General features: G+C 62.3%; 25 protein-coding genes. 6 read left to right on the top strand and 19 right to left on the bottom strand.

Annotated elements, in window-relative coordinates; all coding sequences use genetic code 11:
* Nucleotides 1–30: 30 nt before the first annotated feature.
* From ACTJJ7_RS26845 to ACTJJ7_RS26855, 3 genes are read right to left on the bottom strand one after another with little or no spacing between them, the layout of a single operon-like run.
* The gene (locus tag ACTJJ7_RS26845; RefSeq protein ID WP_245421275.1) at nucleotides 31–885 is read right to left on the bottom strand and encodes an ABC transporter permease; all 855 of its coding nucleotides are present in this window, start codon (nucleotides 883–885) and stop codon (nucleotides 31–33) included.
* Nucleotides 875–1,786: an ABC transporter permease gene (locus ACTJJ7_RS26850; RefSeq protein ID WP_105738252.1), complete on the bottom strand. Its 912-nt coding sequence runs from the start codon at nucleotides 1,784–1,786 to the stop codon at nucleotides 875–877. Before ACTJJ7_RS26850 ends, ACTJJ7_RS26845 begins: the two co-directional genes overlap by 11 nt.
* Entirely contained in the window at nucleotides 1,783–2,898 is a 1,116-nt protein-coding gene (locus ACTJJ7_RS26855) for an ABC transporter ATP-binding protein (RefSeq protein ID WP_105738294.1), read from the bottom strand. Before ACTJJ7_RS26855 ends, ACTJJ7_RS26850 begins: the two co-directional genes overlap by 4 nt.
* A gap of 229 nt (nucleotides 2,899–3,127) precedes the next feature.
* On the opposite strand from ACTJJ7_RS26855, the gene ACTJJ7_RS26860 reads away from it, so the two are divergent.
* The 5 genes from ACTJJ7_RS26860 (at nucleotide 3,128) to ACTJJ7_RS26880 (ending at nucleotide 8,522) form a co-directional block, all read left to right on the top strand.
* Nucleotides 3,128–3,820 (top strand): GntR family transcriptional regulator, encoded by a 693-nt coding sequence (locus ACTJJ7_RS26860; protein ID WP_130273101.1) that lies wholly within the window; start codon nucleotides 3,128–3,130, stop codon nucleotides 3,818–3,820.
* A 91-nt stretch (nucleotides 3,821–3,911) separates the two neighbouring features.
* The gene (locus ACTJJ7_RS26865; RefSeq protein WP_105738254.1) at nucleotides 3,912–5,279 is read left to right on the top strand and encodes an aspartate aminotransferase family protein; all 1,368 of its coding nucleotides are present in this window, start codon (nucleotides 3,912–3,914) and stop codon (nucleotides 5,277–5,279) included.
* The gene (locus ACTJJ7_RS26870; protein ID WP_105738255.1) at nucleotides 5,269–6,987 is read left to right on the top strand and encodes an acetolactate synthase catalytic subunit; all 1,719 of its coding nucleotides are present in this window, start codon (nucleotides 5,269–5,271) and stop codon (nucleotides 6,985–6,987) included. The genes ACTJJ7_RS26865 and ACTJJ7_RS26870 overlap by 11 nt, the downstream gene beginning before the upstream one ends.
* The gene (fabG, locus tag ACTJJ7_RS26875; RefSeq protein ID WP_105738256.1) at nucleotides 6,984–7,757 is read left to right on the top strand and encodes a 3-oxoacyl-ACP reductase FabG; all 774 of its coding nucleotides are present in this window, start codon (nucleotides 6,984–6,986) and stop codon (nucleotides 7,755–7,757) included. The genes ACTJJ7_RS26870 and fabG overlap by 4 nt, the downstream gene beginning before the upstream one ends.
* A 63-nt stretch (nucleotides 7,758–7,820) precedes the next feature.
* Nucleotides 7,821–8,522: a winged helix-turn-helix transcriptional regulator gene (locus tag ACTJJ7_RS26880; protein ID WP_440969382.1), complete on the top strand. Its 702-nt coding sequence runs from the start codon at nucleotides 7,821–7,823 to the stop codon at nucleotides 8,520–8,522.
* 125 nt (nucleotides 8,523–8,647) lie between these two features.
* On the opposite strand, the gene ACTJJ7_RS26885 is transcribed toward ACTJJ7_RS26880, so the two are convergent.
* A complete protein-coding gene (locus ACTJJ7_RS26885) occupies nucleotides 8,648–8,992 on the bottom strand; it encodes a MarR family transcriptional regulator (protein WP_105738258.1) in 345 nt (114 codons plus the stop codon).
* Nucleotides 8,993–9,205: 213 nt separating this feature from the next.
* Here ACTJJ7_RS26885 and ACTJJ7_RS26890 point away from each other — a divergent pair, with 213 nt between their 5' ends.
* Nucleotides 9,206–9,532 carry a hypothetical protein gene (locus tag ACTJJ7_RS26890; protein ID WP_130502137.1) on the top strand — a complete coding sequence of 109 codons (327 nt, stop codon included), beginning with the start codon at nucleotides 9,206–9,208 and terminating at the stop codon, nucleotides 9,530–9,532.
* A gap of 200 nt (nucleotides 9,533–9,732) precedes the next feature.
* On the opposite strand, the gene ACTJJ7_RS26895 is transcribed toward ACTJJ7_RS26890, so the two are convergent.
* The 15 genes from ACTJJ7_RS26895 to ACTJJ7_RS26965 all read right to left on the bottom strand — a co-directional run.
* Nucleotides 9,733–10,029 carry a DUF736 domain-containing protein gene (locus ACTJJ7_RS26895; protein WP_105738260.1) on the bottom strand — a complete coding sequence of 99 codons (297 nt, stop codon included), beginning with the start codon at nucleotides 10,027–10,029 and terminating at the stop codon, nucleotides 9,733–9,735.
* 478 nt (nucleotides 10,030–10,507) lie between these two features.
* Nucleotides 10,508–10,762 carry a hypothetical protein gene (locus tag ACTJJ7_RS26900; RefSeq protein ID WP_440969383.1) on the bottom strand — a complete coding sequence of 85 codons (255 nt, stop codon included), beginning with the start codon at nucleotides 10,760–10,762 and terminating at the stop codon, nucleotides 10,508–10,510.
* 111 nt (nucleotides 10,763–10,873) lie between these two features.
* The gene (locus tag ACTJJ7_RS26905; RefSeq protein WP_105738263.1) at nucleotides 10,874–11,809 is read right to left on the bottom strand and encodes a DUF2493 domain-containing protein; all 936 of its coding nucleotides are present in this window, start codon (nucleotides 11,807–11,809) and stop codon (nucleotides 10,874–10,876) included.
* Nucleotides 11,810–12,098: 289 nt separating this feature from the next.
* Nucleotides 12,099–13,151, bottom strand: coding sequence for a DUF7146 domain-containing protein (locus ACTJJ7_RS26910; protein WP_440969384.1), 1,053 nt, complete (start codon nucleotides 13,149–13,151; stop codon nucleotides 12,099–12,101).
* Nucleotides 13,152–13,224: 73 nt separating this feature from the next.
* Entirely contained in the window at nucleotides 13,225–15,258 is a 2,034-nt protein-coding gene (locus tag ACTJJ7_RS26915) for a ParB/RepB/Spo0J family partition protein (RefSeq protein ID WP_440969385.1), read from the bottom strand.
* Between the two features lie 117 nt (nucleotides 15,259–15,375).
* Nucleotides 15,376–16,572 (bottom strand): DUF932 domain-containing protein, encoded by a 1,197-nt coding sequence (locus ACTJJ7_RS26920; RefSeq protein WP_105738266.1) that lies wholly within the window; start codon nucleotides 16,570–16,572, stop codon nucleotides 15,376–15,378.
* Between the two features lie 277 nt (nucleotides 16,573–16,849).
* Complete coding sequence (locus ACTJJ7_RS26925; protein ID WP_158531358.1) at nucleotides 16,850–19,300, bottom strand: type IV secretory system conjugative DNA transfer family protein; 2,451 nt, start codon at nucleotides 19,298–19,300, stop codon at nucleotides 16,850–16,852.
* Nucleotides 19,278–20,318 (bottom strand): P-type DNA transfer ATPase VirB11, encoded by a 1,041-nt coding sequence (gene virB11, locus ACTJJ7_RS26930; RefSeq protein WP_105738268.1) that lies wholly within the window; start codon nucleotides 20,316–20,318, stop codon nucleotides 19,278–19,280. Before virB11 ends, ACTJJ7_RS26925 begins: the two co-directional genes overlap by 23 nt.
* Complete coding sequence (virB10, locus tag ACTJJ7_RS26935) at nucleotides 20,315–21,154, bottom strand: type IV secretion system protein VirB10 (RefSeq protein WP_440969389.1); 840 nt, start codon at nucleotides 21,152–21,154, stop codon at nucleotides 20,315–20,317. Before virB10 ends, virB11 begins: the two co-directional genes overlap by 4 nt.
* 467 nt (nucleotides 21,155–21,621) lie before the next feature.
* Nucleotides 21,622–22,458 carry a TrbG/VirB9 family P-type conjugative transfer protein gene (locus ACTJJ7_RS26940; RefSeq protein ID WP_440969386.1) on the bottom strand — a complete coding sequence of 279 codons (837 nt, stop codon included), beginning with the start codon at nucleotides 22,456–22,458 and terminating at the stop codon, nucleotides 21,622–21,624.
* Nucleotides 22,455–23,153 (bottom strand): virB8 family protein, encoded by a 699-nt coding sequence (locus ACTJJ7_RS26945; protein ID WP_440969387.1) that lies wholly within the window; start codon nucleotides 23,151–23,153, stop codon nucleotides 22,455–22,457. Before ACTJJ7_RS26945 ends, ACTJJ7_RS26940 begins: the two co-directional genes overlap by 4 nt.
* Nucleotides 23,154–23,293: 140 nt before the next feature.
* A complete protein-coding gene (locus ACTJJ7_RS26950) occupies nucleotides 23,294–24,328 on the bottom strand; it encodes a type IV secretion system protein (RefSeq protein WP_440969388.1) in 1,035 nt (344 codons plus the stop codon).
* A complete protein-coding gene (locus ACTJJ7_RS26955) occupies nucleotides 24,325–24,573 on the bottom strand; it encodes a hypothetical protein (RefSeq protein WP_105738273.1) in 249 nt (82 codons plus the stop codon). The genes ACTJJ7_RS26950 and ACTJJ7_RS26955 overlap by 4 nt, the downstream gene beginning before the upstream one ends.
* Nucleotides 24,570–25,355: a conjugal transfer protein gene (locus ACTJJ7_RS26960; protein ID WP_105738274.1), complete on the bottom strand. Its 786-nt coding sequence runs from the start codon at nucleotides 25,353–25,355 to the stop codon at nucleotides 24,570–24,572. The genes ACTJJ7_RS26955 and ACTJJ7_RS26960 overlap by 4 nt, the downstream gene beginning before the upstream one ends.
* A gap of 33 nt (nucleotides 25,356–25,388) precedes the next feature.
* Nucleotides 25,389–25,613 (bottom strand): hypothetical protein (locus ACTJJ7_RS26965; RefSeq protein ID WP_440969390.1); only part of this gene is annotated, 225 nt, incomplete at its 5' end.

Consider the following 25,613-nt stretch of genomic DNA (forward strand, 5'->3'; position numbering starts at 1 on the left):
GGATACGCGGCCGATTGCCCTGCGCGGCGGTCAGCGGCGCCGCACCTGGTGGATGAGCCCCATCAGCAGGAACGAGACCCCCATCAGCATGGTTGAAATGGCGGCAATGACCGGCGTCAGGTTAAAATCGATATCCTCGAACATCTTGCTAGTGACGGTTTTTCCGCCGACATCGGACAGAAAGAAGGCCACCGTTGCCTCATCGAAGGAGGACAGGAAGGCAAAGCCGGCGCTGGCGACGACCGCTGGCAGAATGTTGGGCAAAACGACGTGGATGAAGGCCTGCGCCCGGTTGGCGCCGCAGCTGAGCGCGGCCCGTTCCAGCGCAAAATCGAAGCGTTGCAGGGCGGCGGAAACATTGATGACCACATAGGGTACCGCCAGCACCGTATGGGCAATGAGAAAGCCGGCGAAGTTCCCGGTCAAGTGTATTGGCGCAAAGACAAGATAGAGCGCGACACCCAAGACAATATGGGGAATGATGAGCGGACCAAGTACCAAAGCCTCGATGATGGCCAGGCCAGGCAGCCTGCCGCGCACCAGACCGATGGCCGCCAGCGTTCCGGCAAGGGTTGATGCGAATGTCGTTGCCACAGCGATTTTGAGACTGAAAACGGTGGCGGCCATCCAGGCGGGATCGTTGAAATAGGCCTCATACCAGCGCAGACTCAGGCCATGCAGCGGAAACTCCATATGCGATGCGTTGCCGAACGATAGGGCGGCAACAATCAGCGTTGGGACCACGAGGAACAGCAAGATGAGCCCGACCGCAAGGTTGCAGCCGAGCGCTACCGGCAATTGATATCGCCGCCGGCCGGACCCCAGATCGGCAAGCAGCATCGTTTTTCCGGCGGTCGGCGGGCATGCGGCTTGTTCAGTGGACATGGTCAAATCCCCGGCTGGTTGCGAGCACCTTGCGGAACATGAGGACGAGCAACAAAGTGGACAGGAGCAGCACCGTTGCCAGCGCTGCGGCAAAGGGCCAGTCGAGAAGGACGGTGACCTGCTGGCCGATGAGGGTGGCTGCCATCAGGCTGCCGGGGCCGCCGACGAGCGCCGGCGTAATGTAAAAGCCGAGGGCGAGAATGAAGCAGATGACACAACCGGCAAAGACGCCCGGCAAACTCAGCGGCAGCGTTATACGAAGAAAGGCGGCAACCGGTCCGGCGCCCAGATTGCGCGCGGCCTGACCGTAATGGTGCGGGATGGCGCGCAGGGCAACGAAGATCGGCAGAATCATGAATGGCAGGAGAATATGCGTCATGGCCAGAATAACCGCCCCTTCGGTATAGATCATGCGCAAGCCCGTCGCGCTCAATCCCGTCTGATGCAAAAGGGTGTTAATGAGACCGTTGCGCTGGAGAAGCACGATAAAGGCGTAGGAGCGGACCAGGACGGGAGACCAGAGGGCGATCAGCACACATCCCCCGGCAAGCAGTGACAGGCGCCGCCGTTTTCCCGCCATGACCAGCGCGATCGGATAGCCCAGGAGAAAGCTCAGTCCCATGACCGCGACCGCGATTTTGACCGTTCGCACCATGACGTCGATATAGAGAGGATCGCTGAAAAGCCGGCGATAATGTGCCGTGTCAAATTGCGGGACCAACAGGCTGAGCTTGACGAGATAGGCGATCGGATAGACAAAGCCGAGCAGCAAAAGCACAAGCAGCGGCGCCAGCAGGAGCACGGTCAGTGCGGGTCCGAATGACCGGGCCGAATGCACCCGGCATGCCTCTTTCCGGACAGGGAGGGGTTCGGCAAGCTCACGCTTGGCCTGGCCGGTCATTGCAGGCCACCGTCTGCGACAGCAAACAATTGCGCGGCGCCCTCATCGGGAATGAGAGCGACCGCAGCGCCGGGCTGGGCAAAGGGCAGGGGAACGGATGCTGCCACCTGAATCTGGATTATGGGATTTCCCATGGCGGTGATCTCGACCAGAACGATGCGAAAGGCGCCGACGAAAATGCTTGTGCGCACATGGCCGAAAACGGCGGCATGCGGCTCGCCTGGTGGTGCAATCGTCAGGCGTTCGGGGCGCACGGCAAGTTGGACCCGCACGCCGCGCCGGAAAGTTTGGTGACCGATACAGTTGGACAGCGGGACTGCCAGGCTCGACGTCCCGGACAGACGCACAACAACCGAATCAGCCTCAATGCCGAGACATTCGCAATCGATCAGATTCATCTTGCCGATGAACTGGGCGATAAAGGCCGAGCGTGGCTGCGTATAGAGTTGGACCGGCGTGCCGATCTGCGCCAGCGTGCCGTTGAGCATGACGGCAACACGATCCGACATGCTCAGCGCTTCATCCTGATCGTGCGTGACATAGACAACGGTCGCTCCGAGTTCCTTGTGCAATGATTTGATCTCAAGCTGCATCGCCTCGCGCAGATTCTTGTCGAGCGCCCCCAGCGGCTCGTCCATCAAGAGCAGGGGCGGCTCGAACACCAGCGCCCTTGCCAGCGCAACCCGCTGCTGCTGTCCCCCCGACAGTTGGTGCGGATAACGCAGTCCCAGCATGTCCAGATGCACGAGCCGCAGCGCCCTGTGCACACGGTGGACGATATCGGGCCTCGGCAGACGGCGCATGCGCAGGGCAAAGCCGACATTGTCCTCGACGGTCATGTGCGGAAAGAGTGCGTATTTCTGAAACACCATTCCGATGTTGCGCCGGTTGGGCGCCAGCCCCGTCACGTCGCGGCCGCCGATGAGGACGGAGCCGGCATCGGGTGTTTCAAACCCCGCAATCATCGTCAGAAGCGTCGACTTTCCCGAACCGGAGGGGCCAAGGATCGACAGGAATTCACCGGGTTCGACCTGGCACGAAACATCGGCAACGGCCAAAGCGTCCTCATAGCGTTTGCGCACTCCATTGAGCATGAGCGACTGCCCGATCATTTCCCTCTCCCTGACAATATGCGTGATGACGAAACTGCGCTTCATGCCCCTTGCGGGGGTAATGGTGCGACATCGTTTGCGAAGGCCTTCGCACTATTTTGCGATTGACCGCGGGACGGTGCCGTCAGAAAATGCTATGACACGGTGATGTCACACACTGTTCGCATTAACATCACACAACTATTTTGATGCAACAAAATAGTTGCAAAGTCAACGATGGGAAAATAAAATGCCTGAGTCTTCAGTGGCCGAAGCAGCAGCGTCGGTGAGGCCACCCGTGCGCCTGGGTGATATTGCCTATGAGAAATTGAAGGAAAGCCTGATCCGCGGCACCTATAGGCCGGGGCACAAATTGACGGTTCGCGCCGCCGCCGATGCGCTTGGCGTCAGTTCGACCCCCGCACGCGATGCGATCAACCGCCTGGTGCTTGAAGGGGCACTTGTCTATACCGGGCCAAAGACGGTCATCGTGCCGCACCTTGATAGCCAAACCCTTGAAGAGATTACCCTCATTCGCCTTGCACTGGAGGGACTTGCCGCCGAGCGGGCCGGGTCTGAGGGGACGCAAACCATTGTTGCCGAGTTGGAGGCCATCCAGGCGCTGATCGACGCCGCGCTCGATGAAGCGCGCTATGCGGATGCACTCTGGCACAATAAGGAATTCCATTTCTTCATTTACCGCCTGGCCGGATTGCCGCACCTTCTTGGCATGATCGAGCCGCTATGGCTGCGCATCGGCGCCTCGTTCAACGATCTCTATCCCGAGTTTGCCCTGGCAAAATATGGCGTCCACAATCACCGGGCGGCGATCGAAGCCATCGGTGAACGCGACGGCTCCAGCCTGCGGGCGGCCATTGAAAGCGACATACGCGACGGCTTCCGCCAACTGAAAAGAGCCAAAACCGCCGATCATCAGCCGTAAAATCACCGCCGCGTGACATTTTTGTTGCAACATTTTTATAACTGTGATTTTTGTTGCAACATAATGAAGCGCGGCAGCGAGGATATTGCACATGGACGGAGATGATGTTCGGGGCGCCGCCGATCCCGGCGGCTTGAGCCAATCGCAGCGATTGTACCGGCGCGGATGGCGGGTCTTTCCCGATGGAACAACGCGTGTCACCGTCGAAAGGCAACCGGAGCCCATCTATATCGTGCGCGGGGAGGGGGCCCATCTCATCGATGCCGATGGCCGGCGTTTTCTTGATCTGAACAATAATTTCACCACGCTCATTCATGGCCACGGCTTTGCGCCCATGGTTGAAGCGGTGGCAACGGCCCTTAGCAATGGCACGTGTTTTGCCAATCCGACCGAAAGTGAAATCGCTCTGGCCGAACTGATAGCCGGGCGGATTCCATCCGTGGAGCGGATCCGTTTTGTCAACAGCGGCACGGAGGCTGTGATGTTTGCCATCAAGGCGGCGCGCGCCTTTACCGGCAGACCGGCGATTGCCCGCTTCGAAGGCGCTTATCACGGCGCCTATGACTGGGCGGAGGCGGGTCAGGCCAATGGTCCGGCGCAGTGGGGCGTGGCGCAGATGCCGCGGGCGGCACCGACCTATCGGGGCATGCCGCAATGCGTGGCCGACAATGTGGTTCTGTGCCGTTTCAATGACCTTGCCGAGACCGAACGACAATTGAGCGCCGCGGCGGGCAGGCTTGCCTGCGTCCTTATCGATCCGATGCCGAGCCGGGCAGGGCTGCTGCATCCCGACGAACGGTTTCTCGGCATGCTCGCAGGCCTTGCCGACAAGCACGGCATTCTCATCGTGGCCGACGAAGTCTTGAATTTGCGCCAGGGCTATCACGGCGCCTGTGCACGCTACGGCATGACGCCGGATGTGATCGCCATGGGCAAGATCATCGGCGGCGGCTTTGCCATCGGCGCCGTCGGCGGACGGGCGGATGTGATGCGCGTTTTCAGCGCCAATGGCGGCAAGCCCGCCCTGCCGCAGGGCGGAACCTTCTCGGCCAATCCGATTTCCATGATCGCCGGTCGGGTGGCCATGGAGGCCATGACACGCGATCAATTCGACCGGCTTGAGACAATGGGAGATGCGGTGCGGCAAGGATTGCACGGGGCCATTGCCCATCACCGTGCCCGTTTCAGCGTCAGCGGCGTGGCCTCGCTGTTCCGCATCCATCCACGCCCACGCATTCCCACCGACTACCGGCAGGCCTATCTGGGCGAAGCCGACAAGGCGCTGATGGAGCGGCTGAACCGGCACTTTCTGCAGGCTGGCATTATCCTGCCGAAGGGGGCGGCGGCCTGTCTTTCGACGGCCATGACACCGGAAGACATTGCACACATCATCGAAACCTTTGCGGCGTTTCTGGCTGCCAGTGCCTGCACGCATGGAGAAAACGACAATGGCCGGTGACGCATCCCGCAGCGTGGCGCAGTGCATCGCGCTTGCCCTGAGGCGGCACGGCGTTTCGCATGTTTTTGCCCAGAGCCTGCCCTCGGCGGTCATACTGGCCGCCGAAGCGCTAGGTATCCGGCAAATCGCCTATCGCCAGGAAAATATGGGGGGCGCCATGGCGGACGGCTATGCGCGCTGTTCCGGCAGGATCGGCGTGGTTGCCGCGCAAAACGGGCCGGCGGCAGCCTTGCTGGTGCCGCCACTGGCCGAGGCCCTGAAAGCCAGCATTCCGGTGGTTGCCCTGGTTCAGGACGTTGAACGCGGCCACACCGATCGCAATGCGTTCCAGGACCTTGATCAGATCGCTTTGTTTCAGTCCTGTACGAAATGGGTGCGCAGGCTCGCCGCCGCGGACCGGGTTGACGACTATGTCGACACGGCCTTTGCCATGGCCGGATCCGGCCGTCCCGGTCCGGTGGCGCTGCTTCTTCCGGCCGATCTCTTGCGCGACATTGCACCGGAACCTGTATTTCCGCGCACGGCTCAGCTTGGCGTTTGGCCGCTGGACCGGCCGCGCCCGCCGGAGTGCCTGATCAGTGAAGCCGCATCGATCCTGGCGCAGGCGCATGCGCCCATCATTCTTGCCGGCGGCGGCATTCATGCCAGTCAGGCCGCCGATGCACTGGCTGCACTGCAGCAGGACTGCAGCATTCCCGTGCTGACGACGAATATGGGCAAGGGTGCCGTCGACGAAGGTCATCCCTTGTCGGCCGGGGTTCTGGGCTCCCTGGTGGGACCGGGCTCGCTTGGCCAATACACCGCCGCGCTGATCGGGGAGGCCGATGTTGTCGTGCTTGCCGGCACACGCACCAATCAGAACGGCACCGACAACTGGCGCCAGATCACAGGGGATAGCAAAGTCATTCACATCGACATCGATCCTGCCGAGATCGGGCGAACCTACGAGGCCTTGCGCCTTGTGGGGGATGTGCGCGAGACATTGGCGGATTTGCGCGAAGCGCTCCTGCGCGATACGAATCTGGACCGCCGCACGCTGGCGCGGCCGAATATTGCAAGCAGGATCGCCGCATGCTGGGACAGGTTCGACAAAGACCGGCAGGCCAGGGCACATTGCGCCGCCGCGCCGATCCGGCCGGAGCGGGTGATGCACGAATTGCAGGCCTTGCTGACACCGCAAACCATCATTGTTGCCGATGCCAGCTATGCGTCCATGTGGGTAGCGGGGCAATTGCGCGCACTGTCGGCAGGCATGCGTTTCGTGACGCCGCGCGGGCTGGCAGGGCTCGGCTGGGGTCTGCCGCTTGCTCTCGGCGCCAAGGCGGCCAGACCGGATGATGCAGTTGTGTGTATCGTCGGCGATGGCGGCTTTGCCCATGCCTGGGCGGAAATGGAAACCATGATCCGCTCGCGCCTGCCGGTTACCATCGTCGTGCTCAACAATGGAATTCTTGGCTTTCAAAGGGATGCGGAGACCGTCAAGTTTGGCCACTATACAAGCGCCTGCCATCTTGGCGATGTTGATCACGGCCTCATTGCACAGGCATGCGGATGCCCGTGGGTGCGCATCGGCGATCCACTGGAACTGCGTGAGCAATTGCAACGGGGACTGCATGGTCGGGAAGCCTTGCTTATCGAGGTCATGACGGATCCGCAGGCGCACCCGCCCTTGTCGCTGTTTGCGGCCATGGACAGGAGCGTCCGATGAGAGATGATCATTTGCGGGTGGCGGTTGTGACGGGGGGAACGACGGGGATCGGCCTTGCCACGGCCCGGGCGCTGCTGCAGTCGCGGCATCGTGTTGCCGTTTTCAGTCAGAATGACGACAAGGTGCGCGTGGCCGCGGCCGAACTGCAAAAGGTCCATGGACCTGACAGGGTGCTCGCCCGGACCGTCGATCTGGCGCATGCAGCGGCCATTCAGGCCTTCTTTGCCGCAGTGACGGCGGCCTGGGAGGCGCCGGCGGTGCTTGTCTGCAATGCGGGCATTTCGCCCAAGGGGCCCGATGGCGCGGTGCCATTTGGCGCGATGACCCTGCGGCAATGGAACGAGGTGATGGCCATCAATCTGACCGGCGCGATGCTGTGCTGCCAGGCTGCCCTGCCGGGCATGGTCAAAAACGGCTTCGGGCGCATCGTGCTGGTCGGCTCCATCGCTGCACGAGCCCGGCCGAGGATTGCCGGTGCCAGTTATGTCACCTCGAAGGCAGGCCTTGCCGGGCTAACACGGGCATTGGTGGAGCCCTATTCCCGCGCCGGCATCACCGTCAATCTCGTGGCGCCCGGGCGGATATTGACGGATATGTCCGGGCGCGCCGACAGTCCGGCCAATCTTGATGCGCTCGGCCGCATTCCGTGCGGACGCTTCGGCCGCCCGGACGAGGTGGCGGCGCTTGTCGCCTTTCTGGCAAAGGAAACCTCAGGCTTTATCAATGGCGCGACAATCGACATCAATGGCGGCGAATTTGTCGCCCCTTGACGGGTGGCAAACCCGGCGGCGCTTGCGCCGATGATCTGATCCTGGACTGCACAAGAGGCGGGCATGGCTGCAAAACCTGTGATCGCGATCTGTTCTGACGATACCGAGCTCTGTCTGCTGTTGCGACACATTGTGGAGGCTGAAGGCTATGCCAGCGTTCTGGCCAGTTCACCAGCCGAAATGCTGGCGGTCCTGGAGAACGAGATGCCCCAGGCGATTGTCGCCGATACGGCGTGTGAGGGCTGCGGCCTGTCCGCGTTAACCCAGCAGATCAAATCCAGGAGCAGTGGTACGGTCATCCCGATGGCGGCCCTGATCAGGGCCGACCGATCGCGCGAATTGATGCGTGTGCCCTCCGGAAGCATGGATGAAGGGTTTCTCCGGCCTTTGATCCCTGATCGGCTGCTGCGCTTCCTCGCCAGAACGGTGTCCGCGGCGCGTGCGCCTCGATCGGAGGAGCAGGTCCTGCGTCAAGGCGATGTGGCGATCAATGTGCCGGGGCATGTGGCCACCTGCAACGGCCGGCGACTGGACCTGCCGCCGATCGAATTTCGCCTGCTGTACCATTTGCTGCGTTATCCCGATCGCGTTCACAGCCGGCAGGCGCTCATTCCGGTCCTGTGGGATGACGCGGCACGGGTCAATCCGCGATCGGTGGACATCCATGTCAGTCGCTTGCGCCGGATTCTGCGCAACGGCAACACCGGCACGCCGATCAAGACCGTTCGCGCCTGCGGCTATATCTTTGACACCTGCGGTCTGTGACCGCCCGCAACCGAAGGAGCAAAGGGATCAAGCGGTCCGTTTGGCCCCGAGCGTGCTTGACATGTCCGCGCTGCATCTGTTGTCTGCGCCAATTGCCGACGTGCTGCCCCGCGCCGACCGCCTATTCAATCCGCATCCGGGTGCTCAAACAGGTCTTCATCGATATGAAACCGTCTTGCCGTCCCCCGGCCGAGGCTGTTTCTCTCCATCGTTTCGGCAAGGATATGCCGTGCGAGCAGTTGATCGACGGTCTCGGCCACGCCGGAGCGCGTCAGGCCGGTTTGTCCGATAATCGTGGTCAGCGTCAGCGGAATATGGCTGATGTGCATGTGATAAAGAACGCTCATCATGCCGACTTGCTTCAGGCGGGACTGGGCCGTCTCGTTGCTGCGTGGATTGTCCATGATGCGCCGCAGCACCCGGGATGAAAATGCAAGGCTTTTCCGCTGGGCGGCAAGGGGGCTTGGCATTGATTTAACTATTCTGTATAAGTGAGTTAAATGGCACGAGAGGAACCATCCCTATAGCACGGCCTGCGCTCCGATGAAATGCGGCAAGCCTGAGCGCAAGGATGGTGTGTTGTTCGCCCGGGCAGATCAACCATCGCTGCCCATGGCGCGTGCCGCCGCACTTGATCACGGCCGGTCTGCATCGTCTGCCGGCAGCCTTGGGAACCAGAAGCCATGCAATCCGGAATACCCTGGCCTGAGCCCGATCAATCTGAGGAAATGGTGCTCGAAACGGCCATTGAACGGCACAGGACAGCAAGGCTGGAGATAGATGGGCTGTTTGGCCTGCTGGCGCAGGGTGATGCAGACGGGCGGCCGCTGGACGAGCGCCTGGAGATGGCCTGCGCGGCGGCAGAGGCGGCCTGGCTGGCATTTCTGCCCTATCCGGTCGCAAGCCTTGCTGGCATCCGAAAGAAGATCGCTTACGTTCGATCGATTTTGGCGCAAGGCGATGAACTCAGCACAGGCGAGCTTGAGCTCTTGCTGCGCTCGATCCTCTGACTTGCCCTGTTGAGCGATGTGTCCAGGCGATCAGCGCATTTGGCATTGTGCCGGCATTGGGCTGTTGCAAGACGGAGCAGCAGTCATCGGGATGCGGTGGCATCGGCCCCGGCGGCGCGCAGCGTCTTGCACCGTTGCGGCCGCCGCATTGCAAGACCGCGGCGCTCCGGGTGGAGTGCCGCGGCCGGCGATTGGTGGCCTTAACGCGACCAGATGAGCGCATAGCCGTCATCATTTGCGACGAGGCTGGCATAGATCGGAGCGGGGAAGCTCGGATCGTCGAGCCTGATCGAGTGATAGTCACGTCCGGTCTCCTTTGCGATCTTCTTCCAGCCGGCGCCAATCTCGATGGTACCCGCGAAGGCACGCAGGTCGGGTGACCTGTCACTTTCCTTCTCGGCCGGAACAAAGCGGGCCTTGATGTTAAGGTTGAGGGTCTTGATCACGCCGGCGAAAGAGCCGTCATCGTTGCGGGTGAAAGTGCCGATCTGAGCCATTTGTCTTCTCCGTTGCTGTATCAGGACGCGACCACCGCGGCCTTGATGGCGATCGCAGAACACCGGGCGACCGGCACGCACCCGAAGGGCAGAAATGCAATGGAGGGCTGCGCGGGGAAGAGCTTCTTGGCGCGCGAGGAAGCCACGCCGGCATCAGCCGAGCAGGGCGGGGAAGAAGGTCAGCATCGCGCGGTTGCGGGATCATGGTCGGCGGCACAGCAAGCAAACCCGGTGTAAGACAAGCCAGCAAGAAAGGTCGTGGCGAGCAGTTTCGGACAGCGTCATGGGGAGAAGACGCCCGGCATGGCGGAGAAAGCCAGCCGGTGACGATGCACTCATCGTCAGGAGTTCTGGGAGGAAAGACCCTAACGCTGACACAGTAACACCGCACAAATTTGGGGCAACATATTAACTATGCAAATTATCCCATAGCGGTGCTTGATGGACGGTGCATCAGTCTGGCATGCAACATGTGTTTTCATTGCAGAAGGTTGGCTATTCTATTGGTCCACGCCGTATCCAACCCGGCACTATATCTGTCAGCGGCATTTCCAGCCAAAAGCGCGGCAAGTGCTGCTTTCGATATGGGCTCTGGGATGGGCAGTTCATCATATCCCACAGCGGAAAGCCTTTGCGCATAGGAGGGGTGGCCAGCGCTGTCGTCAGATGGCAACTGCCATGCCTTGTCCATGTAATCTGCCAGCGCAATGGGATCAGCCAGTTGACCAGCCATTTCCACCATGCAAACACGGGGCGGACCAAGCTGTTCCCGGCTGCCGTTCACCCCAAACGAGACAGCAAGCTCCCCGCTCCTGACAGCAGGGAGCACAATGGCGGGAGGTGCCTATAGGCCGCCTTGTTTGCGTCGGCAGTCGAAGACGGGAATGCCGAGTTTGCGTGCCTTGTCGGCCAGATTGTCCTGTATGCCCGTGCCGGGAAAGACAATGACACCGATCGGCAATACCTCCAGCATGACATCGTTGCGCTTGAACGGTGCGGCCTTGGCGTGTCGCGCCCAGTCGGGAACAAAACCGATCTGCGGCACCTGGCGATGATCGGCCCAGCACGCGGCGATCCTTTCGGCGCCTTTCGGTGACTTGCCGTGCAGCAACACCATGTCAGGATGCTTGGCGTGAACCTGGTCGAGCGTCGACCAGATCAGGCGGTGATCATTGAAATCGAGCCCGCCGCTGAAGGCGATTTTCGGTCCGGCTGGCAGAAGTACCTCTTGCGCAGCGCGTTTTCTTGCCTGGAGGAAATCGCGGCTGTCGATCATGGCGGAGGTCAGAGCCCTGTGATTGACCATGGATCCGGCGCGTGGATGCCATGCAGAGCCTGTGTGGCGCTCATAATGTGCGGCGGCTTCATCGCGCATCAGCTCAAAGGCATCCTGGCGTTCAATCAGTGTCTGCCCTTCGGCCGTCAGACGTTCCAGTTCAACCGACTTCACCTCGCTGCCATCCTGCTCGCGCTGGTTGCGGCGCTGGCTCTGTTCGTTGCTGTCGAGCTCACGCACGATCCGTTCCGTGGCGCGGTGAAAGAGGTTGACAGCCGACCAGAGCAAGACATCAAGGTCGGGTTCAAGGCGTGTGTCGGCGAGCGTGGCGATCAGCGCGTCAAAGATGTCGGCCACGGCGCCCGCCACTCTGGCGCCTTCTGGAAGCGGACGGGGATCAGGTTCGTCGGCAAAGGGACGATAGCCGTAAAGCTGAAGTTCGGTCAGGAGATGGTCGGTGGACGATGCCAGATGATGCAACTCATGGTCGTTATGCGCGTGCATGGGAACCTCCCTTGGCTGGACCGCGACCGCGCGGCCTTCATGGCGAGACAAGCGGGCGGGCGGACTGGACCTGCACCCGCAGCCATGCGAAGGGCCGCAGCGCGAGCGCAGGATGGCGAAGGGCGGCGATTTTGCCTCGCGATGGAAAGCGCGCTGAGCGCGCCGGAAAATCGCTGGCCGCAGCCGTTGCGGGGCCCGGCCGTCTGCCGGCCGATCGCCCTGGAGAAGGCCGGGGCGCGCTTGCCGGAAAAGGGTCGTACAAGGGATGCTGCGAACCCTCCAGGCGGCATTACCGGCCGGGCAATGGCGGCGGTGACAGGAACCGAGCAACATCCTGCGCGATGAGCTGCCTGCGCAGGCCTGCGGCAAGCGCCTCGATCCCGGCGCGGCGCAGATCCTCGTTGAAGTCCTCAAGCGCCGGAGACAGTACAATCGCCTCGATCCCAGCCGCAGCCGCGCGCGCAAGCAGGGTGTCACGCGCAGCGTCGCCGGCAGGATCGGCATCCTGCGCGATATAGAGCCGGCAGAGCGTGGCCGGAAACAGGAGTGCGGCCAGATGGGCGGACGAAAGCGCAGCGGCCATGCTCATATGCGGCAGGGCACAGCGCAATGACAGCATTGTCTCGATGCCTTCGCCCACGGCCAGGACTTCGCCCGACCATCCAAAGCGGACCGCATGCCCCAGCAGCTTGCCCATGGCGCGCCGCGGCGTATCGATGGGCGCCTTGCCATGCCCGAAAGGATCAAGCCAGGTCCGGTGCGCACCGGTCTGATGACCGGCAAGGTCGGTGACACAGGCAATCATCGCGGGCCAGGTCTCGGTGGGCGAGTGCGCATCCGGGCGATAGTAGCAGCGCGGATGGAACCGCAGGCTCGCGGTTCCATGGAGATTGGTAATGCCGCGCCCGTGCAGATATTTTTCAGCAAGCGTGCCGGCAAGGGGGTGTGCCAGTGCAAACAGGCGCCGCGCCGCGTCCGGCGTTCCGGATGCGCGTTGGCCGGCATCCGATTGGCGAGAGACGCGTTCGGGCTGGGCGTGCGACCCGTCGAGGAAGCGCAGGGCCTCGGCGGCAATGTCCGTAAAGCGGGTCAGGCCACGCGCCTTGGCAATGATGTCGAGAAGATCGCCATACTCGCCGGTGGCCGCGTCCATCCACCTGCCTGGGGTGTCCCTTTCGCATTCTCCGCGGTCCAGTCGAACGAACATCGACCGTCCGGGCGTGTTGCGCACGTCGCCAACGCACCAGTAGCGCCCCTCGCGATGGCCGTTGAAAAGATAATGGCGGCACACGGCCTCGGCCTGGTCGGCCAGTCGCCGTGCAAGCTCGGCAGCAGGAATCATGATGGCCTCCTTGACAAATGGGGCCGCCTTGGCGGGCAGCCCCGGATGCGGCGTGAATATTTGGTCTGGCGTTCTACGCGGGGGTGCCCCCTTGCTTGGCCGTTTCCGCCGGTTCATCTGCGCGATCGCCGGCGGCGGAGACGGGATCTGCGGGGGCAAGGATGGTGCAGCCTGGCGTGCGCAGCGCTTGCGGCAGCCAACCGGTACCGGCAAGAAGCTCCTGCGCCTGCTCGGCCATATCGCCTCGTTTGAGATGGGCGATGCGATCGCTGGCCTGCGCTCCCCTTGCTTCACGAACCGACGCCAGGATATGCGCCTTGGTCACGCGGCCGAGATAGGAGGCAACGGTAGGCTCCCATCCGGCTGCGGCCATATCGAGCGCAAGCGTCATGGCCAGTTGATCGGCATGGGCAAGGGCGCGCGGCGGGCGCGTATAGGCATCCACCATTGCGTTCACCGACAGTGACACGCAATGTGCAAACAGGGTCAGACGGCTGTCACTGTCAAAACCTTGCAGCGCCTCCCACAGCATGCCCGGCTCGTGCGGAAGCCTTGCGAGCCAAGCCTGATGGCGGCCATGCACGGCACCAGCCCATGGGCTGTCATTGAAGCCGGGCGCCTGTGCACCAAAGCCGGCGCTCTTCAGCTCCAATGCCATGCAGCTTTCGCTTGCGTGGGGATAGAATGCACGCAGCGTCAAGGCATGCAGCGCGGCAAGAAAAGCCGTATCGGGCTGCGCACCCAGTGCATGGCGCAGCGCCAGCGTGCGATGCGCCGTCAACTCGGCCAGCAGACGATCAGAGATCGGCCCGGCGCCTTCTTCATCTTCAACGTTTTGTGCGCAAGATGGAGCGGCACTGCGATCCTGTTCCGTCTGATCGCGAGCATCCGCTTCAGCCGGCAGATCGGCATCCGCTTCAACGAGGGTCTCATCATCGGGGCGCACATAGCCGCGTTCGACCCTGACCTTACCCGAGCCGTCGATGCTGACGAAGGCACCGGCGTGGCCCGTCTCGTCCGGATTGAACAGGACGGGCCTGTCGTCGAGTTCAACCAGCGCCATCCCGATCGCGTCAAACCGTTCGCTGATGTCGGCGGGAAGGCTGTCGGCGCAGGCATAGATGTCCTCCAATCCATCCAATTCAGCCTGAAGCGCGGCGCGGCTGGCCGATTCCTCCTGGGTCAGAGCCGCCGGCTCGCCGCGAAGCTGGCGCAGGCCAAAGGTATGACCATACGGAAAATCCGGCGCAACCTCGATCCATTTCCAGCCTTCGGCAGCGATGAGCGCCGCGTGCGCGCGCAATTTCTCCGCCGCCAGTCTGTCGAGAAGGCCGGCATCCTGCAGCCAGCCGCCATCATCGCCCTGAAACAGATCGCGCATGATGGCCCCACCGGCGGCGGCATAGGTGTTGACGCCGACGAACTGCGCCCGCTTATCGGTGATGCGAACCGCGCCCTCCGTCAGCATGCGGCGTATGAAATGCGGTTCCCTGGCATAGCTGCTTTGTGCGAGCTGTTCAAACACCTGTTCCTGTCGCGCATGGTCGCCATTGACCGTAAATGCCATGAGTTGATCAAGGGACATGCCGTCATCGGCATAGACCTCAAGCAATCTAGGCGATACCGACGCAAGGCGCAGGCGCTGCCTGACGACAGCCACCGAAACGAACTGATGGGCGGCGATCTCCTCTTCGGACATGCCTTTCTCGCGAAAGACGAGGAAGGCGCGGAACTGATCGAGCGGATGGAGAGGTGCCCGCTGCATGTTTTCGGCAAGCGAATCCTCCTCGGCGAAGCCGTCTTCGCGAAGGATGCAGGGTATTGGCGCATCCTTGGCAAGGCGCTTCTGTTTGACCAGCCGTTCAAGCGCCCGGTAGCGGCGCCCGCCGGCCGGAATTTCGAACATGCCGGTCTCGCGACCGTCGGCATCATGCAGGGGCCGAACCGTGATGCTCTGCAGGAGGGTTCGTCTGGCGATATCTTCCGCCAATTGCTCGATCGACACGCCGGCCTTGATCCGCCGCACATTGGCCTTCGACATGACAAGCCGGTCGAAGGGGATGTCGCGCGAGGACGACAGGGTAATTTTCCGGGATGATTTTACCATCGCAGTACACTCCATGACGGGCGACTGGGAGCCTCTCTCTCAGCCTCCAACCCGTCACGAAGTGCCGGCCTACCCCTTGCTTTGAGAGGGCGGCCGGCACATCATCCTGCGCCCAGATCAGGCGGCCCGATCCAGCAGATACTTCGTCTTGGCTTCCAGTGCGAGACGCGCATCCTGATGTGTCTGGTCACGCGCCGCGGCGGCGATGCCTTGAACGAAATCAAAGAGGCTTGCCGGTTTGCGGTCTTCCTCGGCCAGCACTGACGCGATGATCCTTGCGGTTTCAGTCGCGCTGAAGCCACAGTTGCGCAGAAAGCCCGCACGCTCCTCGTCCGTGGCGGCGACGGTCCGCTGACGCGCGGCCTTGATGGTTCTGACAAAGGACGCAGCGCTGGAATCGGCAAACCGCGCAAGCGCCGGTGCGGCCTCATGGGCAAAGCGAGCGGCGACGTGCTTGGAATGCCGGATGGTGATTTCCTGGAAGTCCTCCACGCCCCAGAGATTGCGGTTCTGGCACACGGCGCGCAGATAAAAACAGGCTATGCCGAGACTTCTGGCGCCAACCTCCGAGTTCCAGCAATAAAAGCCGCGAAAGAAGAGATCCGGCGACCCATCGGGTAGATGTCCCGCCTCGACCGGATTGAGGTCATCGACCAGGAAAAGGAAGATGTCGCGGTCGCTGGCATAGAGCGTCGTGGTCGCCTTGGTGACCTCGACGCGCGGCCTGTAGATGCTGGTTGACCAGTCGAGCGTGCCTGGCACCTTCCAGCGCGTGTCACCGGTGCCATTGCCCGCGATCCGCCGGACGGCATCGACCAGTTCATGGTCAAAGACGCGGCCGTAACCGGGTCCGGTCACCGCACGCAGTTCACAATGGCCATTGCGTGTCGCAAGGGTCCTGACCGGTGCGGTCCGGTTCGAGGCCAGGCCATGCTGCAGATTGAGGCCGGCGATCGATGCGGGAAGCTGGCGCAGATAGGCAGCAGGGGCGCCGGCAAGGCTCGCAAGCTGGCCAAAACTCCAATGCGTCGGCACCAGTGGTTCGGCCACACCGGGACAGACGAGGGACAGGCTCTGCGCATCGGAGCGGTGTGCCTCAACGCGGATCGCTGCACTGTCGACCAGACGGTGCCAGCTGCGGAGACTGCGATCGTGCACCTTGTCGAAGAGTTCCGGCAGGGAGAGGAAACGCTCATCGTCGGGGCGCGAAAACCATTCCGAGGACACGCGGCCGATCCGCTCACCCCGGCCGATATCGACCTTGTAGCCAACCTTTGCATGGCCTGCGGCATTCATGATGTCCGAATTGTTCATGGCTGTTCTCCAAGACGGGTGCCGGAAGCCTCTCTCCCGATCTTCAAACCGTCGCGGCGCAGCCCGCAGCCCTCTCACTCTCAGCGCGGCCAGCCCGAGCGCAACAGAGCAAGCCGTCCGGGAAGGAACGACCGCGCGCAACGCGCTGCCGGACCGGGCACGGCGGCAGCGCCTGGTATGGAACGCGGATTCTGATGCCCTCGACGGCCGCCTGCGCAGACCGGCAAGCATCATCGTTGCCCCCAAGGGGCAATCCCGGACTGAGGAAATTGACCGGTCACATTGCCTTGTCATCGTCATCCTGCAAGGGGTTGGACACGGCTTCTTCAAGCGTTCTGAAGGCCTCTGCCGCCTGCGGCGGTATGGATGGGCGGACCTCGTCGAGCAGGGCGAGGAGCGCCGCCTCGATCGCGGCTGGATCGGCAAAAGGCAACCCATCAGGCCAGTGATCAGAAGCGGCCCAATGATCCGCAACCGCTTGTCGAAAGCCTGCCTTCGCGCCACTTTCAGCCTCGCCGCGCGCTGAACTTGACCGGTGGACGACAGCCGTTTGGTTGCCGAACAGTTCGCCCTGTCCGCCGCCGGGCCGATGCGGCCATCCGCCGTCTGTGCCCAAAAGCGGCGATTGAAGCCCGAGCCGCAGCCGCAAGCCGTCCAGGTTGGACAGATAGACCAAAGCGCCATGCGGATGACTGGCACTTTTGCGCGCCATGTCGCGTGTTTCAACGATGGTCATGCGCGGCCGGGAAACAGCGGGGTATCTGGCACAGTCGCAAAAGCGCGGATCATTGCCGCCATCGATCTTGTTCAGTTTGAAGATCGGCGCGCCGGCCACATGCAAGATTGCCTCTTCCGGTTTCAACAGCATCAGATCGGCAACCGACAGGAGTTCCCGTTGCACCGGCAGCATTGACACCTGGCGATCGCGCCGGCCATGCCGGTAACTGTATGACGACGTCGGCAGCCAGTCGGTGGTCTTGCCGGCGATGGCAGCAACATGAAGGGCATCGCGCGGATTCTGGAAGTTCATGTAAAGGGTGAGCGTCGATGCCCCGGCGATAATCTCCCGGCCGGGTTTCTGATACAAGCGTTCCAGTTGCGCACTGTCCTGCAGGGTCAGGACAAAGCGAATGCCGTATTTGCGCATCAGCGGGGCCTGGGTAAGGATCGTATCAAGGCGCCCGGCATTGCCGAACTCATCGAGCATCACCATGACATCATGCTGGCCGTCGCGCAGCGGGCCCTGCCGGACGAGCACGTCCATGGTAGTTTCGATGATAAGGGACACAAACCGCTCGAACACCCGCACCGTCTGCATATCGACATCCAGGAAGATGGCCATTTTCCGGTTGCGGATGGCCGCAAGCGGAACCGTTGTCGCCGCAAACATTGCCTCGAGATTCCGGTTCTGCAGCACATCGATCTTGGCGGCGATTTCGGCGGCGATGCCTTCCGCAAGCTTGTCATGGCGCCCGCAGAATTTCTCAAGCTGCATGCAGGTCGCGTCGCTGAGCTGATGACGGTATTTTTTCAAAAGCTGGGCAACGACCACATGTTCCTCCGGCATGGCGCCCAGAATGCGGTGCAGTTCACCCAGGGATTTGCGCGTATCCGGGCATTCGATGACGAAGGCCATCAGGGCGGTCAGGAGGATGCGGGCGCTTTCTTCCCAAAAGTCCGATGCATCGGAGCGGATGCGTTCGGGCATGATCATCATGGCGAGCTTCTGCAGATCGGTGATGCGCTGCACCGGATCAGAACTGACGAAGTCAAACGGATTGAAACAGTCCGTCTCGATCTTTCCCGGTGCAATGACGTAGATCCGATAGCCGTTCGCGCCCAGCCAGCCGCTCATCTCCCGATGCAGTTCGCCGCCGAAATCAAGAATGAACATGGATCCGCCGAAGCGCATGATCGAAGGGATGACAAGGCTGCGCGATTTGCCCTGACCGGGCGAGCCGATCACCAGCACATGTCTGTCGCTGTCGTCGATGAGAAGCCGGCCGCGCTGACGGCCGAGCACCACGCCGCGCCGGCGGCGCAGTCCGAAATCGGCAGCATCGGTCAATGTTGCCAAGCGGGCATTGCCGTAGATGAGGCGCCGGCGCCGGTAGACGGCAAGGCCGATGGGAATGCACAGGCTGGCAAGGGCTGAAAGACCTGCCAGAAGGGTTGCCTTCCGGACAGACGGACTGGCGGCCATGCGGGAAGCAAATGGCAGGGTTGCCATGGCAAGCGGCCGTGCGGAAAGATAGCGCGCCAGTTCAACCCGCCGCTCGAACATCGTTGCCGCGCAATAGAAGGTGACGAAATAGACGGCGACCGCCGTCAGGCTGAGACATTGCGCGATTGCCACGCACTGGACCAGCCGGCGCGTGGAACGAATATGCATGTGATAAAGCAGAGAACGGGAGATCGTGCGGCCGCGCATGAGCATCCACTGGGTCAGAACGGCGAACATCAGCGGTGCGGCGAGAATCAGGGAAAGCACAAGCAGGCCCAACGACTCGCGCCGCGCCGCCAGGGTCAGGAAGCGGCGGGCATCGCCGGCCGATGGCGGCATGGCGATATCCCGGAGCACGGCAAAGATACCGAGCCAGAGCGCGACGGCGGCAAGAAGCGCCAGTATCAGCGTTGCGGCCGGCGATTTCCACCACCGGTCTGATCGCACCGGCCGGCGGGCGCCCGAATGGTTGCGGCGCGAGTCAGGCGTGTTTGCGTTTGCCATGGCAGTCGACCTCATCGGCAAAAAAGATCTCGCTCACGCCGCGCGCGCCGTGTTCGCCGCCTTTTGTCAGTTGCACGACGATCGGAACAATGGACCGGATGTACCCGATGATATCGGCCCGATCCATGCGGATGCCGCTGTTGAGGACCAGGGTCGAAAGCCGGTCAAAGGCATGGCGCGGCGAGTTGGCGTGAATGGTTGTCATGGAGCCCGGATGCCCGGTATTGATGGCATTGAGAAAATCAAAGGCTTCTTCTCCGCGGATCTCGCCCATGAAGATTCTGTCCGGCCGCAGCCGCAAGGCGGCGGCCAAAAGACTGGTCATCGTCACCCGGGCGCTGCCCTGGCCACCTTTTGATGCGGTGAGCAGAACGACGTTTTCCTGGGATGGTTCAAGTTCAAGCGTATCCTGCAGAATGACGAAGCGCTCATGCGGTGCAATGGCCGATAGCATGGCGTTAAGGAACGTGGTCTTGCCCGTCGACGTCCCGCCGCTGATGATCATGCTGCGGCCATGGCGCGCGGCGCATTCGAGGAATGGCCGGATGCGGCTGTTGCGCAAAAGGCGCGACAGCTCGACGTCAACCGCGTCGGTGAATGCGTTTGTGGCCACGCGTGTGGAGCGGAAGGCACCGAGGGCATCATAGTCGGCAAGCGTCAGACGGCGACGGTTCTGCTTGCGGATAGCAAAGCAGTGACCGGTGGCCGAGGTCGGATGAAGCACAAACTGCGCGCGTTCACCGCCGGGCAGGGTGACGGACAAAAGCGGCTGTTCGGCGCTGATCATCTGATTGGAATGCGCCGCGGCGCGTTCGGCCATCAGGGCGATGGCCGCCCCATCCAATGCATCGACCCGGTGTCTGACCATGTCATGCCGCCCCGCCTGCTCGATCCACACCTCGCCTGGTCTCTGGCAGGCGATTTCCCCAATGGCGGCATCGTCGAGAAAGTGGCGAATGGGGACCAGAGCCTCGTCCAGGAAATAGCGCGCCGGACTGACGGGAAGGGCCTGAGTCATCTGTGCCCCCGCGCCTGGCGCATGCGGTCAAACTCCTGGCGGACCGGATCGGGATAAAGCCCGGAAAAATCGAGATCGCGGGTCACGAAGACCTGAACTTCGCTGCCCTGATCGATGCGGATCGTCGGCTGGATGGCGCTGGTATCCTTGAATGCTTCCGCAGCCAGTTGCTGGATACCGGCCGCAAGCGTTTGTGACGCGATCTGCTGCGGGTTGGCCGTGCTCCCATTGCCGCCGGCCGGAACGGTGATCAGCGTTCCGGTCGCGGCATCGACGATGGTTGTGTAAGGCTGATTTTGCCGGTTGCCCAGCGCGGCGAGATATTGCGTGGCGCCGCCGATCATGGTCAGGAGGGCAGGGGGCCCCAACCGCTCCCAATATTTCCTGTCGACCGACCCGGCAAGGCCGGAGCGTCCGAGTGCATCCGTACCAAAGGAACCAAGCAGGACCGATACACCATCGCCGCGCAGCATACGGGTCCAGACGATGAACAGGCGCTCCTGGCCGCGGGCCATGCCGTTCTTGTAGTCACCGACCAGAGAGGATCCGGCCGGGATCAGGACGCGGCGGCCGTCGAAGGAATAGACATCCTTGCGCACGATGGCCTTGACCATGCCGGCCAGATCCGAGTTGATGGCGGTTTCCAATGTGGCGCGGATCAGGGTGCCCTGAGCAATCCAGGCATCGGTTCTCCTGATTTGCCGGGCCGCGGCGGTTTCGACCTGCGCCGCGCCCATGCGGGCAAGAAAAGCGCGATCGCCATCGGTCGCGACGGGCTGAGCCGGTGTCCGGTCCGCCTCGCCCGAGGCGGTGGACTGCGCGCCGGCACCCGGCATGTCAGCGGCGGCGCTGTCGACGACCACGATGCTGGAATGAACCCGTTGCAGCAGTTTGCGTTGCCGGTCCTGTTCGATGCATTCGGGCCGCGCCGAGCGTGCATCGATCACGTCGGCACAATCGGGTTCGGCCGGAGTGGCGGGCGCAAGATCGGCCTGGGCTGCCTGTTCCTCCATCCCCGACGGCGCCGCCGGTACGACAACGGCCGGAATGGCCGGCGGCGGGGGCGGGGCAAAGGCTCCTTGCTGGGGCGCCGTCAGCGGCAGAAACTCCTCGCCCTGCGGCAAATCGACGGGTCCGGATGGCGGCCCATCATTGCCGGCAATGACATAGGCGATGGCGGCGAGGCCGAGCACGGCAAAAAGCAGCGCCAGGACCCGGCCGCGCCGCGTAGTGCGCCTTCTGACCGCCGTTCCCGGCGCGCTGTCCCTCCATTGATAGTCCGGCGCGGGCATGGGTGAACCTGTCATTGCCTGGCCGCCGTGCTTGCGGGAAACGACACGAACCCGCCCAGGCGGCGCGGTGGCACGGCGCCCGGGACGGGCGCGGGCAGGTCCGCCGGACCGGCCCGCAGGTTGAACAGGCAGGTCTCCGTGTCGCCGCCGGAGCGCAGCGACCATTGGCGTGATACGGCGTCGATGACGATATAATCGTCCTCGCGCCGGTAATTGACGAGGCTTTCGCGCCGCCTGTCATCAACGGCAAGGATGGCAGGCACATCGCCGGTGAATTGCATGAAGGTTTTCACCCCGTCGTCAAACACCCAGCTTGGCCGCGCCCTATCGCTGCCCTTGAAGCCGTATTCGAAATTCAAGCGGTCGCGGCGCAGGTTTTTCAGATTGGGGTTTTTCGCCGCCGCCTCGGCCTGGCGCCACATTTCGGCCGTTCCCCGCGGCCCCGCTGCTTCCGGATAGATGAAACGCACCTTGAAGGTCTGCTCGCGTGCGACGCTCGCCGTGTTGATCCGCAGCTCGAATGCATAGCTGCGTCTGGATGTTATCACCGACATGTTGGTCGGGGCGTCCTTCTCGACCGGCTTGAGGCTCAAAGCCTTCCTGTTGGCGGCAACAACAATCTGCCAGGAGAGTGTGTCGCCGGCCGCCACGGTGAGGATATCCTCGTCCGCGCCGAAGAGAATGGTGGTGATGAGCCCATAGGTTGCGGTCACAACGACCACCTGATCGGCCGAATAGGCAACGCTGCGCACGCGCGGATCGGCGCGCCCCGGCTGGGCAACCAGTTCGGCCGACGCGCCGCCAAGTGTCACGGCCAGGTACAGACAGGCAAGCAGCATGCGTTTCATGGCGTGAGCCCACCCGGCATGTTTTCCGGCACGCGGACGTAATCGGTCACGACAAAGCCCAAGGGATTGAACAGCCTGACACGGTTGGAGGCGGGCAATTGCACCTGCCTGTAGCGGACAGTTGCCGACCAGCGGTTGACGACATTGCCGCCCTTTATTCTTTCGCGCGTTTCAAAGCGGACATTCATGGTGCCGGCATTCAACGGATTGACCGAGAGGATTTCGGGACGGATGTCTCCATCCGTCCCGATCACGGAGACAGGCCCGCGCGGGTTGGCGGGGTTCATCCAGGCCTCATAGGTTTTGAAGGCATCGCCGCGCGGATCCGACCACAGCCCGATCATGTCGTAATTGTCGGCCACATAGCGCGGATCATAGGTCTCGCGCCGCAGGACATAATTGCCGACAAAGGCCGCACGCACCGCCTGCAGCTGCGTGACCTTTTCACCATCCCGGGCAAGGGTGGTCACCGTTTCCATATAGCCGGTGTTTCTGTCGACGATGAGCGGCACAAGTTCCGACCGGATCAGCGGAAACATCTGCGACAGGGTGAAGGCCAGAATGCCGGCCAGGGTCCAGCCGGCAGCGGCAGCGCCCAGAAGAAGCAGCGACATCATCGTCTGCAACCGGCCCATGCGCCCTTGCCAGGTTTCGCCCTCGCGGTAGAGGCTTTCCCATTCGCCATTGCCAGCCATGCGATCACCCTGACATCGCGTCCGATGCGCCCGCGGCGATCGGACCGGTTGCTGAAGTCCATAAAATCAAACTCTAGTTTTAAAACACTGTCTTTTCAACCGGATTTGCGCGCCGACCGACGGACTCATCCGGGTTCTGCTTACCTATTTCTGCCGCGCAGACGCGCGGTGAGCTGCCGGGAAAAAAGACTGATGCCGGGGCGCGGGCCGAAGGCGCCCCGGCTGCCGCTTGCCGACCGCGCGGCTGCGACGGCTTCGCCCTTAAGGATCAGTGCCGTTGTAAGGGTGCCCATGGCGACATGCCGGGCGCCGCCGCCGCCCATGCCCTGAAAGGCAAGACCGGTGCCGAAGGCGAAGGTCTGGGCAAAATCGGGGACCTTGCAGACAAAATAGCAGATCAGCAGCAGATAGCAGGCAAGGGCGACAACCTTGGCCACCACGCCGGTATTGTCGAAATCGGTGGTGCCGATGGCGGCCATGATCTGGTCGAGGAAGGAAAAGGACAGGCCCAGAATGATGAAGGTGAAGAGCAGCATGCAAAAGCCGAAGGCCAGGCCCTTCAGCCATGCTTCAAACAGGAAACGCGCCTGTTTGAAGAAATAGGCCATGATGGCGAAAGGGCCGATGGCGAGCATGATGGCAATGATGAACTTGCCGAACAGGGTAACCCCCGTCAGGATCAGAAGGAGCGGTATCAGTCCGACAAGAACAATGGACATGGCAAGAAGTCCGACGATGTTGAGCGATACCCATGAATCATTGGCGCGCATGACAGCGGAGGCGAAATTGTAGCTCCTGACCGCGACATTGCGGACAAGATCGGCCATCCCCTCGGTACCGACGGCAACGCCGCCCATTTTGGCGGCAAGGGCAGCACCGATCTGTTCGGGGCCGTGCAGCAGAATCTGGCCGGCAAGCGCGTTGAAATCCGGCCATGACATGATGAAGGCATAGGCGATGACCACCTTGAGCCCGGTGACGGCGGCATCCTGAAGACTGCCGCGGCTGTAGCCCAGAGCCACGCTCAAGCAGTAGAGGATGACGAAGAGGGTAAAGAGCAGACTCACCAGAGACCGGTTTTCCGCCAGAACGCTCCAGGCGCGGCCGATGCTCTCGCCATTGACCTTGTCGAAGAAGCGCATGGCATCACCATAGAAGGTAACGAGCAGGTTCATGGTGCAGTGCGCCGCGGCGCAGAGACGAAGCGGAGCGGATTGACCGGCCGCATCGGGCCGCAGCCGTCACCGGTCAGACGTCCGGGCTGCAGCGCGAACGGCGCACCGGCGGGCGGCAGCGGCTGAAGATAGGCGTTCGCTGCGATCGGATTGTCGCGTGACGAACATTTTGCCAGTCTTTCCGACCGCGCCGCGCAGGCCGATGCCAGCGCACCGGCTATCAGAATGACGATCCCCGTTTTCATGGCCGGCTTCGCTTCTCCTGCTGCAGTGCCTGCAGGCGGGCGCGGATATCGCCATAGGCGCTGCCTCTTGCATCGCTAACGGCAATCGGTGCCAGAGCCCTGTTGCGCTCGGACATGGCGGCGATACCGGCGCGCTGTTGTTCGGACAGCAGATGCACCTGACTGTTCAGCGATCCGACGGCTTCATTGGTCGTCTGGTTGCCCTGCAGCACCATCTGCGTGTTCTGCTCCAGAGCCCCTTTCAGATCGCCGGCAGCCCCGACATGCCGCGCCGCATCGTTAAAACCCTCGGAGCGCTGCCTAGCCGCCGCATTCATGGCATCGGTCAATGCGGCCATGGTGGTCAGGCTCCGCACCGCCTGATCATAATTCCTGCTGCTTGCCGTGGAACCATTGCCAAACTGATCGGCCAGCGATTTCACCAGGTTGAGGCCGTTGATAAGTTTTGCAGCGCTGTTCTGGAATGGAGCGCCAATGCCGCCAAACGCGGCCTGATTGGCCTGAAGGACGGCGGCAAGGTCAGGCGCTCCGGCCATGGAAAAGCCCTGACCCGTCGCCAGTTTCGCAAAAAGCGCGGCATCCTGACCGCGTTCACCGGTGACGGCCTGCAAGGTTCGGTGCGTATGGTCCTTGACAAGGGACGTGTCGGCCTGGATCTGCCGCGACAATTCCCTGATCTGGCTGGCAAGTCTGATATTCTCGGCGTCTCTCACCCGGACCTGCGCCGTGGCGGCGCTCATCGTCAGGATGGAGCAGACCAAAACATAGAACACGGCTTTCATCGCCTTTCTCCTTTCCATAGAACGGCATGCTCATCACTGCGGCGCCGCTCTAACGATTGCCAGATATGCACCGGCCTCCCCGTGCATCAGATCCAATGTTGCCTCGCGCTGTGCCCGTCGCTGCAGGGCGGCAAGCCATGCCCCGACATTGCCGACCGATGGCACGCGATAGCAGCGCGCACCGGAGCAAACCTTGATGCCGGCATCGCGCACATGCGCCAGCGTTTCGAGGCGATCGGCAAAGCTGCGGGTGCTGAT

Origin of the sequence: Phyllobacterium sp. 22229, from assembly GCF_052056495.1 — a bacterium.
In the GTDB taxonomy this organism is placed as follows: domain Bacteria; phylum Pseudomonadota; class Alphaproteobacteria; order Rhizobiales; family Rhizobiaceae; genus Phyllobacterium; species Phyllobacterium myrsinacearum.